Annotated in this window: 15 protein-coding genes; 9 read left to right on the top strand and 6 right to left on the bottom strand. The window is 71.6% G+C overall.

The window, feature by feature from the left end:
* Positions 1-160: 160 nt before the first annotated feature.
* From ACZ63F_RS33800 to ACZ63F_RS33815, 4 genes are all read left to right on the top strand, one after another.
* Positions 161-595, top strand: coding sequence for a class F sortase (locus ACZ63F_RS33800; RefSeq protein WP_469716987.1), 435 nt, complete (start codon positions 161-163; stop codon positions 593-595).
* 87 nt (positions 596-682) lie between these two features.
* A complete protein-coding gene (locus ACZ63F_RS33805; protein ID WP_469716989.1) occupies positions 683-1,135 on the top strand; it encodes a DUF3574 domain-containing protein in 453 nt (150 codons plus the stop codon).
* A 96-nt stretch (positions 1,136-1,231) separates the two neighbouring features.
* Positions 1,232-2,620, top strand: coding sequence for an aldehyde dehydrogenase family protein (locus ACZ63F_RS33810; protein ID WP_469716991.1), 1,389 nt, complete (start codon positions 1,232-1,234; stop codon positions 2,618-2,620).
* A 13-nt stretch (positions 2,621-2,633) separates the two neighbouring features.
* A complete protein-coding gene (locus ACZ63F_RS33815) occupies positions 2,634-3,722 on the top strand; it encodes a Zn-dependent alcohol dehydrogenase (RefSeq protein ID WP_469716993.1) in 1,089 nt (362 codons plus the stop codon).
* Between the two features lie 25 nt (positions 3,723-3,747).
* Here ACZ63F_RS33815 and ACZ63F_RS33820 read toward each other — a convergent pair whose 3' ends face one another.
* On the bottom strand, positions 3,748-4,683 hold the full coding sequence (locus tag ACZ63F_RS33820; RefSeq protein WP_469716995.1) for a DMT family transporter: 936 nt from the start codon (positions 4,681-4,683) through the stop codon (positions 3,748-3,750).
* Positions 4,684-4,974: 291 nt separating this feature from the next.
* Entirely contained in the window at positions 4,975-5,631 is a 657-nt protein-coding gene (locus ACZ63F_RS33825; protein WP_469716997.1) for a TetR/AcrR family transcriptional regulator, read from the bottom strand.
* Between the two features lie 61 nt (positions 5,632-5,692).
* Between ACZ63F_RS33825 and ACZ63F_RS33830 the strand changes: the two genes are divergently transcribed.
* From ACZ63F_RS33830 to ACZ63F_RS33840, 3 genes are all read left to right on the top strand, one after another.
* On the top strand, positions 5,693-6,844 hold the full coding sequence (locus ACZ63F_RS33830) for an acyl-CoA dehydrogenase family protein (RefSeq protein WP_469717147.1): 1,152 nt from the start codon (positions 5,693-5,695) through the stop codon (positions 6,842-6,844).
* Positions 6,845-6,970: 126 nt separating this feature from the next.
* Positions 6,971-7,258 (top strand): YiaA/YiaB family inner membrane protein, encoded by a 288-nt coding sequence (locus tag ACZ63F_RS33835; protein ID WP_469716999.1) that lies wholly within the window; start codon positions 6,971-6,973, stop codon positions 7,256-7,258.
* A 147-nt stretch (positions 7,259-7,405) separates the two neighbouring features.
* The gene (locus ACZ63F_RS33840; protein ID WP_351958974.1) at positions 7,406-8,029 is read left to right on the top strand and encodes a TetR/AcrR family transcriptional regulator; all 624 of its coding nucleotides are present in this window, start codon (positions 7,406-7,408) and stop codon (positions 8,027-8,029) included.
* A 12-nt stretch (positions 8,030-8,041) separates the two neighbouring features.
* Here ACZ63F_RS33840 and ACZ63F_RS33845 read toward each other — a convergent pair whose 3' ends face one another.
* Positions 8,042-8,503, bottom strand: a complete 462-nt coding sequence (locus tag ACZ63F_RS33845) for a MaoC family dehydratase (RefSeq protein WP_093504979.1) — start codon at positions 8,501-8,503, stop codon at positions 8,042-8,044.
* A 122-nt stretch (positions 8,504-8,625) separates the two neighbouring features.
* On the opposite strand from ACZ63F_RS33845, the gene soxR reads away from it, so the two are divergent.
* On the top strand, positions 8,626-9,090 hold the full coding sequence (gene soxR / locus ACZ63F_RS33850; RefSeq protein ID WP_352362227.1) for a redox-sensitive transcriptional activator SoxR: 465 nt from the start codon (positions 8,626-8,628) through the stop codon (positions 9,088-9,090).
* A 229-nt stretch (positions 9,091-9,319) separates the two neighbouring features.
* Here soxR and ACZ63F_RS33855 read toward each other — a convergent pair whose 3' ends face one another.
* Together ACZ63F_RS33855 and ACZ63F_RS33860 are read right to left on the bottom strand one after the other, a co-directional pair.
* Entirely contained in the window at positions 9,320-10,387 is a 1,068-nt protein-coding gene (locus ACZ63F_RS33855; RefSeq protein WP_469717003.1) for an RNA ligase (ATP), read from the bottom strand.
* A gap of 186 nt (positions 10,388-10,573) precedes the next feature.
* Positions 10,574-11,176 carry a hypothetical protein gene (locus ACZ63F_RS33860; protein ID WP_352362231.1) on the bottom strand — a complete coding sequence of 201 codons (603 nt, stop codon included), beginning with the start codon at positions 11,174-11,176 and terminating at the stop codon, positions 10,574-10,576.
* A 268-nt stretch (positions 11,177-11,444) separates the two neighbouring features.
* Here ACZ63F_RS33860 and ACZ63F_RS33865 point away from each other — a divergent pair, with 268 nt between their 5' ends.
* Entirely contained in the window at positions 11,445-14,234 is a 2,790-nt protein-coding gene (locus tag ACZ63F_RS33865; RefSeq protein WP_469717006.1) for a penicillin acylase family protein, read from the top strand.
* Between the two features lie 98 nt (positions 14,235-14,332).
* Here the strand turns inward: ACZ63F_RS33865 and ACZ63F_RS33870 are convergent, their stop codons facing one another.
* Entirely contained in the window at positions 14,333-15,652 is a 1,320-nt protein-coding gene (locus ACZ63F_RS33870; RefSeq protein ID WP_469717008.1) for a serine-threonine protein kinase, read from the bottom strand.
* Between the last annotated feature and the right edge of the window lie 49 nt (positions 15,653-15,701).

Raw genomic sequence — 15,701 nt, forward strand, 5'->3', positions numbered from 1 at the left:
GAAACGGGGCCTCCGGTGTTCTTTCTTGTTGGGGGTGGGGGGTGGGGGGGGGGAGAGGTAGTGTGGCCCACCAACGGGGTACCCTCCCCCCGGCCCGCCCCCCCCCCCCCCCCCCCCCGGGCCCCCGCCCCGCCCGCTGCCCCGGTCCCGGCCGACGTCGATGCGCATCCCGTTCCTGGGTGTCGACGCGCCGGTCATCGGGGTCCGCCTCGACCGGGGCCGGCAGCTGGAGACACCGCCGGTCGACGACCCGAAGCTGATCGGCTGGTTCCAGGGCGGCGCCACACCGGGCGAGTCCGGCCTCGCGATCGCCGTCGGCCACCGCGACACCAGGACGGGACCGGCCGTCTTCGCGGCACTCGCGCAGGTCAAGCCCGGCAAGCGGATCGAGGCCGGGCGCGCGGACGGCCGTACCGCCGTCTACACCGTGGACCGGGTGAAGGTCTACGACAAGGCCGGCTTCCCCGACAAGGAGGTGTACGGCCCGACCCGGCGCCCCGAACTCCGCGTGATCACCTGCGGCGGCCTCTTCAGCCGGCGGACCGGCTACACCAGCAACGTGGTGGTCTTCGCCCACCTGACCGCGACGAAGTGACCGGCGGGGCGCCGCGGTTCGACCTGGACGGGTGAACTCCCACCGGAAGCGCGGACCTGGAAGGGGCGATCCCTCTAGGAAGGGGGCATGCGCACCCCATACCTCCGCAACCGGTCGGCCCTCGCGGTGGCCGGGATCCTGCTCGCCGGCACTCCGGCCGCGTACACGGCACTGGGCGCCGACCACCCCTCCGCCGTACCGGCGCGTGGCAAGCCGTACATCGAGACCCGGCTGCTCTTCGGCACCGCCCGCCCGGACGGCGGACCCGCCGTCACCGACAGGCAGTTCACGGCCTTCGTCGACAGGGAGGTCACCCCGGACTTCCCCGACGGGCTCACCGTGCAGAGCGGGCGCGGGCAGTGGCGGGACGCGCGCGGGGCGATCGAGAAGGAGCGGTCGTACGTGCTGGTCCTGCTGTATCCGGAGGCGGCGGCGAAGAGCAGCGACCGGAAGATCGAGGAGATCCGGCGGGCCTACGAGAAGTCCTTCGCCCAGGAGAGCGTGGGCCGGGTGGACGAACACGCCCAGGTCGACTTCTGATGGTTCCCAAGCTGGTCACCGGGCACGTCTGGCGCGCTAAAACTATCGCCGCTAGTTTGTGACTCGGACGACGCAGCCCCGCCGGGAGGAAGCAGCATGAAGGCACACGACGGCCTGTACATCGACGGCGCCTGGCGCGCCGCCGAGAGCCGGGACGTGATCGAGGTCGTGAACCCGGTCGACGAGCAGGTCGTCGGCCGGGTCCCGGCGGGCGGCGCGCTGGACGTCGACACCGCCGTACGCGCCGCCCGTGCCGCCCTCCCGGTCTGGGCCGCGACCCCGCCCGCCGAGCGGGCCGCCCGGCTCGGCGCGCTGCGCGACGCACTCGCGGCCCGGAAGGACGAGATCGCCGAGACGGTCACCGCCGAACTGGGCGCACCGCTGCAGTTCTCCCAGGCGGTGCACGCGGGCGTGCCGATCGCGGTCGCCGGCTCGTACGCCGACCTGGCGGCCATCCACCCCTTCGAGGAGAAGGTCGGCAACTCCACCGTCTACCAGGAGCCGGTGGGCGTGGTCGGCGCGATCACGCCCTGGAACTACCCGCTGCACCAGATCGTCGCCAAGGTCGCCCCGGCGCTCGCCGCGGGCTGCTCGGTCGTGCTGAAGCCCGCCGAGAACACCCCGCTCACCGCCCAGCTGTTCGCGGAGGCGGTGCACGAAGCGGGCTTCCCGGCAGGCGTGTTCAACCTGGTCACCGGCCTCGGCCCGGTCGCCGGGCAGGCCCTCGCCGAGCACCCGGACGTCGACCTGGTCTCCTTCACCGGCTCCACGGCGGTCGGCCGGCAGATCGGCGCGACCGCCGGGGCCGCTGTCAAGAAGGTCGCCCTCGAACTGGGCGGCAAGTCCGCGAACGTCATCCTCCCGAGCGCCGACCTGGCCAGGGCCGTCAACGTCGGCGTGGCCAACGTGATGTCCAACTCCGGGCAGACGTGCAGTGCCTGGACCCGGATGCTGGTGCACACCGACCGGTACGAGGAGGCGGTGGAGCTGGCGGCCGCCGCGGCCGCCAAGTACGGCGACCGGATCGGACCGGTCGTCAGCGCCAAGCAGCAGGCCCGCGTGCGGGGTTACATCGAGAAGGGCATCGCGGAGGGCGCCCGGCTCGTCGCCGGCGGCCCCGAATCCCCGCACGAGCAGGGCTACTTCGTCAGCCCGACCGTCTTCGCCGACGTCACCCCCGAGATGACCGTCGCGCAGGAGGAGATCTTCGGCCCGGTCCTGTCGATCCTGCGATACACCGACGAGGACGACGCCCTGCGCATCGCCAACGGCACGGTCTACGGGCTCGCCGGCGCCGTCTGGGCCGGGGACGAGGCGGAGGCGGTGGCCTTCGCCCGGCGCATGGACACCGGTCAGGTCGACATCAACGGCGGCCGCTTCAACCCCCTCGCCCCGTTCGGCGGTTACAAGCAGTCGGGTGTCGGCCGGGAGCTGGGCGCGCACGGTCTCGCCGAGTACCTCCAGACCAAGTCCCTGCAGTTCTGAGGAGGCCGCTGCGATGACATTCACGGTCCGAGCCGCCGTACTGCCCGCCGTGGGCGCCCCGCTGTCGGTCACCGCGATCGAACTCCCGGACCCCGGCCCCGGCCAGGTCCGGGTCCGGCTCGCCGCCGCCGGTGTCTGCCACTCCGACCTCTCCCTCTCCGACGGCACCATGCGGGTGCCGGTCCCGGCGGTCCTCGGCCACGAGGGCGCGGGCACCGTGGTGGCCGTCGGCGAGGACGTCACCCGTCTCGCACCCGGCGACCCGGTGGTCCTCAACTGGGCGCCCTCCTGCGGCAGCTGCCACGCCTGCGCGCTGGGCGAGGTCTGGCTCTGCGCCAACGCGCTGAACGGCTCCGCCGACGTGTACGCCCGTACGGCGGACGGCACCGAACTGCACCCCGGCCTGAACGTGGCGGCCTTCGCCGAGGAGACCGTGGTCGCCGAGTCCTGCGTCCTGCCGCTCCCCGCCGGCATCCCGCTCACCGACGCGGCCCTCCTCGGCTGTGCGGTCCTCACCGGTTACGGCGCCGTCCACCACTCGGCACGCGTCCGCGAGGGCGAGACGGTGGCGGTGTTCGGCGTCGGCGGGGTGGGCCTGGCCACCGTCCAGGCGGCCCGGATCGCAGGCGCCTCCCGGATCATCGCGGTGGACGTCTCGCAGGAGAAGGAGGAACTGGCGCGGGCCGCGGGCGCCACCGACTACGTCGTCGCCTCCGACACCACGCCCCGCGCGATCCGCGCCCTCACCGGCAAGCAGGGCGTCGACGTCGCTGTGGAGTGCGTCGGCCGCGCCGTCAGCATCCGCGCGGCCTGGGAGTCCACCCGCAGGGGCGGCCGTACGACGGTGGTCGGCATCGGCGCCAGGACCGAACAGGTCACCTTCGACGCGCTGGAGCTCTTCCACTGGGGCCGCACCCTCTCCGGCTGCGTCTACGGCAACTCGGACCCGGCCCGTGACCTGCCGCTGCTCGCCGAGCACGTCCGGGCGGGCCGCCTGGACCTGTCCGCGCTGGTGACGGAGCGGATCGCGCTGGAGGACATCCCGGTCGCCTTCGAGAACATGCTGGCGGGCAAGGGCGGCCGGGCGCTGGTGGTGTTCTGAGCGGCCGCGCTCCGGGCGGGTGCCGTCACGCGGGCTTCTGGATCTCCTCGGGCCGGGTCTCCTGCGCGGCGGCCACGACCCGGGAGGTCCGCACCCGCGACCGCGACACCGCGACACCGGCCAGGCACAGCACCCCGCCCGCGAGCGTCAGCGCACCGGGCACCTCCCCGAGCGCCAGCCACGACATCAGGACGACCAGCGCGGGCACCGCGTAGGTGGTCGCGCCCATCCGGCTGGCCGTCGTACGGGCGAGCGCGTACGCCCAGGTGGTGAACGCCAGGGCGAGCGGGAACACGCCCAGGTACAGCATGTTGAGGGTCGCGGTGAGCGGGGCGTCGGCCGCCTCGCCGACGAGCTGCCCGGTGAACGGCAGGCACAGGACGGCGCCGATCAGGCATCCGAACGTCGTCACCTGGAGCGCGCTCGCCCGCCCGAGCGCCGGTTTCTGCGCGACCACGCCGCCGGCGTACGCGACGGCCGCCAGCAGGCACAGCACCACGCCGAGCACCGAGGAACCGCCCTCGCCCGACATCGACAGGCCGACGGTCACCGCGCCCGCGAACGACACGGCCATCCCCGCGAGCAGCCGGGGCGGCATCGGGTCGCCGAGCAGCCGGGCGCCGAGCAGGGCGATCAGGATCGGGCCGATGTTCACGACGAGGGCCGCGGTGCCCGCGTCCACCTGCTGTTCGCCCCAGTTCAGCACGACGCTGTAGAAGCCGAACCAAAGGGCCCCGGATATCGCGATCCCGCGCCAGGCGGACCTGGGCGGCAGTCCTTCGCGCCGTACGAGACACAGGAGCCCGAGCACGAGCGACCCGGAGAGCAGCCGGCCCAGAGCGAGCGCGCCGGGGGAGTAGGAGCCGCCCGCACTGCGGATCGACACGAAGGCCGACGCCCACAGCACGACGGTGACGGCAGCCGCGGCGACGGGGAGGAGACGGTGGTCGGGCTTCTTCATACGGTCGAGGGTAGGGAGTGGGAGCGGCCGGGGCTGGCGGATTTCGGACGGGTGGGTGCGGCCGGGGTGGGGACCCTTACCGGCGCTGACAGGGGACCGCCGCGCCCACCCGTGCCGCCCCAGCGGCACGACTGCCCGCGGCTGGGCAGCTGCGACGCCGCCAGCGGCTGGGAGACGCGGTGACTGCGGCGCCCCGTCGGGGGCGCTGGGGGTCTCCCGGCCGAAGGCTGGGGGAGGAAACTGCGCGACCAGCCCCCACCGGCCCGCGGTCGACGATCGGCCGAACCACCCCTACGCGATCTCCCGTACTCGCGCAAATTGCTCCTGCAATCCATCCAGCAACGCCCGCAACCCCGTCTCGAACGCCCGCTCGTCGATCTTCTCCTGCTGATCCGCCAGCAGGTGCGCCTGTCCCAGATGCGGATAGTCGGCCGGATCGTAGGCGCTCGCGTCGCCCACGAACCCCCCGGCGAACGACCCCAGCGCCGACCCCATGATGAAGTACCGCATCAGCGCCCCGATCGACGTCGCCTGCGCCGCCGGCCACCCCGCGTCCACCATCGCGCCGTACACCACGTCGGCGAGCCGCAGCCCGGCCGGGCGGCGGCCGGGGCCCCGGGCCAGCACCGGGACGATGTTCGGGTGGTCGCGCAGCGCCGCCCGGTAGGACACCGCCCAGTCGTGCAGCGCGGTCCGCCAGTCCCGCCCGGCGTCGGGCCCGAGGTCTTCGAACATCGACAGGTCGACCTGCGCGCTGACCGAGTCCGCGACCGCCTCCAGGATCTCGTCCTTGGTGCGGAAGTGGTTGTACAGCGAGGGCCCGCTCACCCCCAGCTCGGCCGCGAGCCGACGGGTGGAGACGGCCGCCAGACCCTCCGCGTCCACGAGTTCCCGGGCCGCCCGGACGATCCGGTCGGTGCTGAGGAGGGGCTTGCGCGGTCGGGCCATGGCGCACATAGTAGGGCCGGAGAAAGAAACTAGCAGTGCTAATTTAAAGGATGATCGCATGGTGAACCTGGGGCTCAGCGAGGAGCAGACCGCCGTACGGCGGCTCGCCCGGGACTTCGTCGACCGCGAGATCACCCCGAACGTGATCGCCTGGGACCGTGCCGAGGAGGTCGACCGGGGGATCGTGAAGAAGCTCGGCGAGGTCGGCTTCCTGGGCCTGACCGTCGACGAGGAGTACGGCGGCTCGGGCGGCGACCACCTCGCGTACTGCCTGGTGACGGAGGAACTGGGCCGCGGGGACTCCTCGGTCCGCGGAATCGTGTCCGTCTCCCTGGGGCTGGTCGCCAAGACCGTCGCCGCCTGGGGCACCGAGGACCAGAAACGGCGCTGGCTGCCGGGGCTCACCTCCGGCTCGTACGTCGGCTGCTTCGGCCTCACCGAACCCGGCACCGGCTCCGACGCGGGCAACCTCACCACCCGTGCCGTTCGCGACGGCGACCACTACGTCGTCAACGGCACCAAGATGTTCATCACCAACGGCACCTGGGCCGACGTCGTCCTCCTCTTCGCCCGCTCCACCGACGCACCCGGCCACAAGGGCGTCTCCGCCTTCCTGGTGCCGGCCGACACCCCCGGCCTCACCCGCCGCCCCCTGCACGGCAAGCTCGGCCTGCGCGGCCAGGCCACCGCCGAACTCGTCCTGGAGGACGTCCGGGTCCCCGCCTCGGCGATGCTCGGCCCCGAGGGCAAGGGCTTCTCGGTCGCTATGTCGGCGCTCGCCAAGGGGCGGATGTCGGTCGCCGCCGGCTGCGTCGGGATAGCGCAGGCAGCGCTGGACGCGGCCGTGCGGTACGCGGGGGAACGCGAGCAGTTCGGCACGCCGATCGCCGGGCACCAGCTCGTCCAGGAGCTCATCAGCGACATCGCCGTCGACGTGGACGCGGCCCGGCTGCTGACCTGGCGGGTCGCCGATCTGATCGACCGAGGGCTGCCGTTCGCCACCGAGTCCTCCAAGGCCAAGCTCTTCGCCTCCGAGGCCGCCGTGCGGGCCGCCAACAACGCCCTCCAGGTCTTCGGCGGCTACGGCTACATCGACGAGTACCCGGCGGGCAAACTGCTGCGCGACGCCCGCGTGATGACGCTCTACGAGGGCACCAGCCAGATCCAGAAACTGCTCATCGGGCGGGCGCTGACGGGCGTCTCGGCGTTCTGAGTACGTCCCTGAGTATCCGGCCTGAGTATCCGGGGAGTCCGGACTGAGTATCCGCGGAGTATCGGGGGAGTGCCGGGGAGTATCCGGACGGATGTGCCGCGGGCCACGTCCGGCGATGCTCTGACCATGAGTGACACACCGGTCAGACACCAGAACACGGCCGCCTTCTACGGCCAGGCCGTCGCCTCCTTCGCCCTCGCCCTCACGGCCACCGCCATCGGCGTCGTCCGGCTGCACGCCGACGCCTGGGTGCGCGGCTTCCTCGGCATCGCCGTGCTCTACCTCGTCACCTCCGCCTTCACCCTCGCGAAGGTCGTCCGCGACCGCCAGGAGGCCGGGCAGATCGTCAGCCGCGTCGACCAGGCCAGGCTGGAGAAGCTGCTCGCCGAACACGACCCCTTCGAGAAGCTCTGAGAGAAGGCTCGGAGAAGCCCTGAGAGAAGCCCTGAGTGAGGCTCCAGGCCCGCGCCCGCCCGGGGAAAGCTCTGAGCGGGCACACTAAGCGCTCGCTCAGCCTGGGCGGTATGGTGGAGCTCCGGTATCGAGAGGGGCGAGCGAGCGATGAGTACGGCGCAGGAGACGACCGGCGGCGAGGTCGAGCCGTGGGAAGAGGTCACCCCTGACGCGGCCCGGCGCCTGCTGGTCGCCGCCGTCGAGGCCTTCGCCGAGCGCGGCTACCACGCCACCACCACCCGCGACATCGCGGGCCGGGCCGGCATGAGCCCCGCCGCGCTCTACATCCACTACAAGACCAAGGAAGAGCTGCTCCACCGGATCAGCCGCATCGGTCACGACAAGGCCCTGGAGATCCTCCAGACGGCCGCCCGGCGCGAGGGCACCGCCGCCGAGCGGCTCGCCGACGCCGTCAGCTCCTTCGTCCGCTGGCACGCCGGGCGGCGCACCACCGCCCGGGTCGTGCAGTACGAACTCGACGCGCTCGGCCCCGACGCCCGCGCCGAGATCCTCGACCTGCGCCGCCAGGTCGACGCCGAGGTGCGCGGGATCATCCAGGAGGGCCTCGCCTCCGGCGAGTTCGACGTCATCGACGTGCACGGCACCACTCTCGCGGTGCTCTCGCTCTGCATCGACGTCGCCCGCTGGTTCAACGTGAACGGCCCCCGGACCCCCGAGGAGGTCGGCGCGCTCTACGCCGACCTCGTGCTGCGGATGGTCGGGGCCAAGTAGCGTCCGGCGTTCTCAGAGGTAGTACCGGGACACCGACTCCGCGACGCAGACCGGCTTGTCGCCGCCCTCGCGCTCCACGCTGAAGGCGACCGTCACCTGGACGCCGCCCGTCACGTCCTCCACGCCGGTGATCTTCGCGGTGGCGCGCAGCCGGGAGCCGACCGGGACGGGGGCCGGGAAGCGGACCTTGTTGGTGCCGTAGTTCACGCCCATCTTCACGCCCTCGACCGCGATCAGCTGGGGGCCGAAGAGCGGGAGCAGCGACAGGGTCAGATAGCCGTGCGCGATCGTCGTGCCGAACGGGCCGGCGGCCGCCTTCTCAGGGTCGACGTGGATCCACTGGTGGTCGCCGGTCGCGTCCGCGAACAGGTCGATCCGCTTCTGGTCGACCTCCACCCAGTCGGTCCAGCCCAGCTGCTCGCCCACGGCCGCCTTCAGCTCGTCGGGGGAGGTGAAGATCCTCGGTTCTGCCATGTCGCCGGCCCTCTCGCACTCACGGATCACGCGTGCATTGTCTAAGCAACTGCTTAGCATGGTCGGGTATGCGTCCCCTGTCAACGGACCACGGCCCGCGACCGGTGGGTAGGCTCTGCGAGGTGCCGCAGATTCCCGAGAAGATCCACGAGCTGACCGTGGGCCAGTTGTCCGCACGCAGCGGCGCCGCCGTCTCCGCGCTGCACTTCTACGAGTCCAAGGGCCTCATCAGCAGTCGGCGGACCTCCGGCAACCAGCGTCGCTACACCCGCGACACCCTGCGCCGGGTGGCCTTCGTCCGGGCGGCGCAGCGCGTCGGCATCCCCCTCGCGACGATCCGCGAGGCCCTCTCGGAACTCCCCGAGGAGCGCACCCCGACCAGGGAGGACTGGGCCCGCCTCTCGGAGGCCTGGCGCGCGGAACTGGACGAGCGCATCAGGCAGCTGAACCGGCTCCGCGACCACCTGACCGACTGCATCGGCTGCGGGTGCCTGTCCTTGAGCAGTTGCGTGCTGTCCAACCCGGACGACGCGTTCGGCGAGCGGCGCGCGGGGTCGCGTCTGCTGCCGGAGCGAGGGCGGCCGTAGTTCGGCCGCGGGCCGGTGGGGGATGGTCGCGCAGTTCCTCCCCCAGCCTTCGGCCGGGGGGACCCCCAGCGCCCCTTATGGGGCGCTGCAGTTGCGTCAGCTACATAGCTGCGGGCAGGCGTGCCGCAGGGCGGCATGGGTGGGGGCTGGGGGTCCCCCGGCCGAAGGCTGGGGGAGGCACCTCGCCGGCGCCGGTGAGCGTCCCCACCCCTGCCCCCACCCCGGGCACCTACTCGAACTCGGTCCCCCCTTTGCGCGTCAGGTACGCCCCGCTCACCGCCTTCGCGATCGCCCGCCCCCCGGTCACCGCGCTGTACCGCTCCACCACCGGACGGATCACCACGCCCTCCCGCAGGTGCAGCCCCCGCCCGGACACGGTCTCCCGCCCGCTCGCGACCTCCAGCACCCGCTCGATGTCGTACGCGCCCTCGAACAGCCGCGGCACCAGGGGCAGTTCGCCCGCCAGGAACTCCGCCGCGTCCAGCCACCGCACCGCCCCGTCGCACTCGGCCGACACGTCGAACGCGGCGTACCCGAGCGACTCCCGCCGCCCGTCGGCCCCGTACGTCAGGTCCTGGACCCCCGCCCCGTACACCTCCCCGAAGATCCCGACCCGGCGCGCGCCGAGCCGTTCGGCGAGTCGGCGGGCCGCCTCGGCGACGCCGTGGCCGCGCACCGCCCGCCAGTAGAGGTTGCGCGGATCCTCCTTGAGGGCCAGGGACTTCGCGCCGAAGCCCTTGGAGGAGACGTAGACCCGGTCCGCGTCGGCGACATACGTGAGCAGGCACGCCGAACCGTGGAGCTTCTCGGTGAGGACCACCGGCTCGCCGGGCTGGAAGATGTCGGGGTAGCGCTGGATGTTCTCGATGTCGACCCAGGGCAGCAGCTCGGGGGCCGACTCGACGTCCCCGTCCATCGTGGGCGGCACCGGCGGCACCCACTTGGTGATGCCGAGGGTCTCCGCGAAGTCGGTGCCCTCCGCCGCCGCCCGCACCAGGTCGACGCCGGCCAGCGCCTTCGGGCGGCACACGATGCCCTGCGACAGCTCACCGCGCAGCCGCACCGCCCTGACCCGGTCCGCGTTGCTTCCCGCCAGCCGCCCGGTCAGCCCCAGCTCCTCGATCAGCCCGGCCGGCAGGACGGCCTGTTCGGGGATGTACAGGGCGGTCTCGCCGGTGCGGTACACGCCCTTGGCGACGACCGCGCGGTAGAGGCCCACCTGGGCCAGCTCCAGCGCGTCGGCGTTGGGGTGCTCGTGGACGGTCAGCACTTCGGCGGTGACGCGCAGCGTCGACATCGGTGCTCCTCGCTCGGAGGGAACCCGCGGGGTTCCTCAGCTGGGTTTCATCGGACCCAACTCTCCGGACGGGAAACGGGTGGAACCAGCGGATTAGCCGCTGCTATGGCGCCGTCGTGAGCGGTTGCCCGCCCCGGGGCCGCTCGGCAGTTGGGGGTGCGGCATCCCCGGCGCACCCCCACGTGGTCAGGCCGACATGAGAAGCCGCCCGCGCCTGGCGTAGGCCAGGGCCTCGGGGGTGAGCACCGGACGCGGCACCAGGATCCCGCAGTCCACGCAGACCGGACCGGCGGAGGGCTCGTGGTCCAGGTCGTACTTCCAGATGAGGCGCTCCCCTGCGCACACCGGGCAGACCGTGCCCGGCTCGCGCTCCAGGGCGGCGATCAGCCGTCGCAGCACCTCGGCGAGTGGTTCGTCGGGATGGACCCGTGGGTCGTCGCACCAGGCCACTCCGAATCCGCCCCAGGTCAGCCGGTGCCAGTCGTCCACGCTGCCCGGGCGGCGCAGCCCGTCGTGCTTCTCCTTCTTGCGGCGCTCGGCGAACTCGCTCTCATAGCCGAGCCATACCGTCCGCGCCTCCTCCAGCTCCTCCAGTGCGCCCACGAGACGCGCCGGATCGGGGGACCGGTCCTCGGGACCGAACCCGGCCCGCGAGCAGAGATGGTCCCAGGTCGCGCGGTGCCCGTAAGGAGCGAACCGCTCCAGGCACTTGCGCAGTGAGTAGCGCCGTAGCGCCAGATCGCACCGTGGGTCTCGCACCTGTCTCGCCAGACTCCGGAAACCGGCCATCGCCCTGCACCTCCGTCACACCTGCTGCTGTACTTCGGTCACTTCGGCGTCGCCGCACGGGCTCCGCGCGGCGTTGCCGTATAGACGTATCGACACTCGAATCGGCTCCATCCGATTTCCGATGCCGTCCATAAGGCCGCCCGCCTTGACCGACCGCCGGTGACACCGCCGACGCGGGCGACCCTTCCAAAACTTGACGCATGTTCATCTTCAATCCCGGGGATACCGGCGGTAACGTCCGGCACCACCCCCGTCGTGAGGAGCTGCCATGCCACGGCGCACCAGACATCACGCGTTGTTCGACAGACTGAGAACTCCCCGCAAGCTCCCCGGGTTCCTGAAAGCCGCATCCGTATGCGTGCTCATCGCCGGGCTGCTCTCCCCGCTGGCCGCGGCGACCCCGGCAGGGGCGGCCACGGCCTCCAACGACTACTGCGGCGGCCAGTGTTCCGACATCCTGCCGCCCGGCGAGAACGGCAACGCCACCCTCGCCCAGATCCTGCTCAACCAGATCTTCGGCACCGAGCCCGACCACGCCGAGGACCAGCTGGGCACCTACAACAGCCTGGCCACGGGCTACTCCACCCTCACCGACGCGAAGATCAACACGTTCTTCAACGACTCGTCGTTCGGGGTCGCTTCCGATCAAGTCGCCTCCACCGAGAGTCCGGCCGGCCGCAGCGACGTCACCATCGTCCGCGACAAGAAGACCGGTGTGCCGCACATCACCGGTACCACCAGATACGGCACGGAGTTCGGCGCCGGATATGCGGCTGCTGAGGACCGGCTGTGGCTCATGGACGTGTTCCGGCACGTCGGCCGCGGCCAGCTCACCACCTTCGCCGGCGGCGCCGCCTCCAACCAGGGCCTCGAGCAGGAGTTCTACCGCAACGCCCCCTACTCCGAGGCCGACCTCCAGGCGCAGATCGACAACGCCGTCGCCAACAACGGCGCCCGCGGCCAGCAGGCCCTCGCGGACGCCAACGCCTACCTGGACGGCATCAACTCCTACATCGACGCCTCCGACAGCGGCCGGTACTTCCCCGGTGAGTACGTGCTGACCGGGCACAAGGACTCGATCACCAACGCCGGCACGATCGACCACTTCAAGATCACCGACCTGGTGGCGCTGGCCTCCGTGATCGGCGCGCTGTTCGGCTCCGGGGGCGGGGGCGAGGTGAACAACGCCATATCGCTGCTCGCCGCCCAGGAGAAGTACGGTGTGACGGAGGGCACCAAGGTCTGGGAGTCGTTCCGCGAGCGCAACGATCCCGAGGCCGTCCTCACCGTCCACAACGGCGAAAGCTTCCCGTACGGCACCAAACCGGACAATCCGCAGGGTGAGGCACTGCCCGACGCAGGCTCGGTGACCACCGAACCCCTGGTCTACAACGCCACCGGCACCGGCGCCGACCAGAACGCCACCGCCGCGTCCGAGACCGCGACCAAGACCGCGCTCAGCTCGGCCAGACGCGGCATGTCCAACGCCCTCGTCGTCAGCGGCAAGTACACCGCGAGCGGTCACCCCATCGCCGTCTTCGGACCGCAGACCGGCTACTTCGCGCCACAGCTGCTCATGCTCCAGGAGATCCAGGGCCCGGGCATCAGCGCCCGCGGCGCCTCCTTCGCCGGCCTGAGCATGTACGTCGAACTGGGCCGCGGCCAGGACTACGCGTGGTCCGCCACCACCTCCGGGCAGGACATCATCGACTCCTACGCGGTCGAACTCTGCCAGGACGACTACCACTACCTGTTCCACGGCACCTGCACGGCCATGAACGAGGTCGAGCAGACCAACTCCTGGAAGCCCACCACGGCCGACGGCACGGCCGCCGGTTCGTACACCATGAAGGTCTGGAAGACCAAGTACGGCCCCGTCGAGTACCGGGCCACCGTCGGCGGGAAGAAGGTCGCCTACACCACCCTGAGATCCTCCTACATGCACGAGGCCGACTCGATCATCGGCTTCCAGATGCTCAACGATCCCGACTACGTGAAGAGCCCGCAGACCTTCCAGAGCGCGGTGCAGCACATCAACTACACGTTCAACTGGTTCTACGCCGACTCCACCCACACCGCGTACTACAACAGCGGCAACAACCCGGTACGGGCGAGCGGGGTCGACGCCGAGTTCCCGGTCTGGGGCCAGGCCGCCTACGAGTGGCAGAACTGGGACCCGGCCACCAACACGGCCGACTACACCCCGGCCGCCCAGCACCCCCAGTCGATCGACCAGGACTACTACATCTCCTGGAACAACAAACAGGCGCTGAACTACACGACCGCGAGCTGGGGCGACGGCTCGGTCCACCGCGGCAACCTGCTGAACGACCGGGTCAGGAAACTCGTCGCGGCCGGGGGCGTCACCCGCTCTTCGCTTGTCAAGGCCATGGCAGACGCGTCGCTCACCGACCTGCGCGCCGAGGACGTCCTGCCGGACCTGCTGAAGGTGATCAACAGCAGTACGGTGACCGACTCCACGGCCGCCGCGGCCGTAACCAAGCTCCAGACCTGGCTGACCGCGGGCGGCAAGAGAACGGAGACCTCGGCGGGCTCGAAGACGTACGCCAACGCCGACGCCGTCCGGATCCTGGACGCCTGGTGGCCGCTGCTGGTGAAGGCCGAGTTCCAGCCCGGCCTCGGTGACGCCCTGTACACCGCGTTCACCAACAACCTCTACATCGACGAGACCCCGTCGGCCGCCCACGGACCGACCGGTGCGCATGCCGGCAGCTCCTTCCAGTACGGCTGGTGGAGTTATGTCGACAAGGACATCCGGTCGGTGCTCGGGCAGACCGTGTCGGGGCCGCTCGCCGAGCAGTACTGCGGCGGCGGCAGCCTCAGCTCCTGCCGGGACATCCTCATCAGCACCCTGAAGACGGCGGCCGGCACCAGCGCGTCCACCGTCTACCCCGGGGACTCGCTGTGCTCGGCGGGCGACCAGTGGTGCGCCGACTCGATCGTGCAGCGCACCCTGGGCGGCATCAAGCACTACAACATCAGCTGGCAGAACCGGCCGACCTTCCAGCAGGTCGTCGAGTTCACGTCACACCGGTGAGCAGCACACCGGTGAGCAGCACGCCGGTGAGCAGCAGGCCAGTGAGCCGAACGCCGGTGTGACCATCACCGGTCGGCTGCCGCCCCACGGCGGCGGGGTCACGCGATGTGCCCCGCCGCCAGCACCACCCGCGCCAGTTCGGGGTGCACGATGTCGCTGTGCGCCCCGGACGGCGGGCCGCCCCGCTTCACGACCGCCGCCGCGTCGACGTTCACACAGCCCGGCACGGCGAGCGGGCCGCGCAGCGCCGCCGCCAGGTCCAGCGACCGGGTGCCCGGCACCTCCTGGACCCCGTCGTGCCCCATCGCGCCCCACCTGGCGCCCAGGATCCGCACCACGTCCTCGCCCAGCGCCGACTCGCAGTCGTCCGCCATCCGCGAGGCCAGCGGATACAGCGTGCCGAGCGACTCGTCGAAGTGGGAGTAGCAGCACACCAGCGGGCCGTCGATCCGGTTCTGCTGTCCCTGGAGCACACCGCCGGCGCGCGGGTCGTGGGGCAGCCGGGCGGCGAACGCGTAGTGCGAGAACGCCCCTTGCAGCAGGGTCACGGACTTCACGGTGCGCACCCCGTCGGGCAGCCCGCGCAACGCGAACGACACGAGCCGGCCGCCGAAGCTGTGCCCCACCAGGTGCACCCGCAGGTCCGGTGCCGCCGCGGCCAGCTGGCCGATCACCCGCCCGAGTCCCCGCTCCCCGACGGTCCCCGCGCGCCGCTTCATCGCGTAGTACGTCGCCTGCCGCAGCAGCTCCTTCGCGCCGTCCCAGGGGTTCGGCACCGTGAACCCGGCCGTGTCGCCGCTGCCCCGCAGGGCGGCCAGCGCCGCCGCGAACTCCTCGCACAGGCTGGTGATGTCCCCGTTGAACAGCACCGGCTCGCTCTGCGGGACGCCCTCCGCGAGCGTGTCCGCCGCGAACAGCGGCTGCGGGCCGCCGGGGAGGACCTCGACCAGCACCCGTACAAGGCGTCCGAACTCCTCCAGTTCGTCCGCGGGCCGCTGGTCCAGCATCCGCGCGATCTGGTCGACCACGGTGGCCCGCCCCGGGAAGGTCTCCAGGAGCGCGTGCCGGGTGTCCTTGTCCAGGACGGGCGCCTGCGCCTCCTCGGCCTCCGTGGCCACCACCGACTTGGGGAAGTCGGGGATCGGCTCGTCGCAGAACCGCATCGAAGGCCAGATCACCCCGGCGTACCCGATCCGCGCCTTCGGCGCGAGCTTCGGGACGGGCGCGAAGAACCGCCGGTACAGGCGGGTCGCCCCCGAACGGTCGTTGTTCCAGCCGTGCGCGAAGACGATCAGGTCACGGAGGCCGTGGCCGCCGATCTCGCCCAGCAGCCGGTCGCGTTCGGCGCCGTCCGGGTCCCCGTCCGCGTCGAAGGTCAGTTCCCAGTAGGGAGCCACACTCATCCCAGGATCTGCCATACCAGGCTCCTCGTCCCCCGAACAGGTGCGATGTGCGCGCATCGTCCCG

The sequence above is a fragment of the Streptomyces sp. NPDC104761 genome (assembly GCF_055583445.1).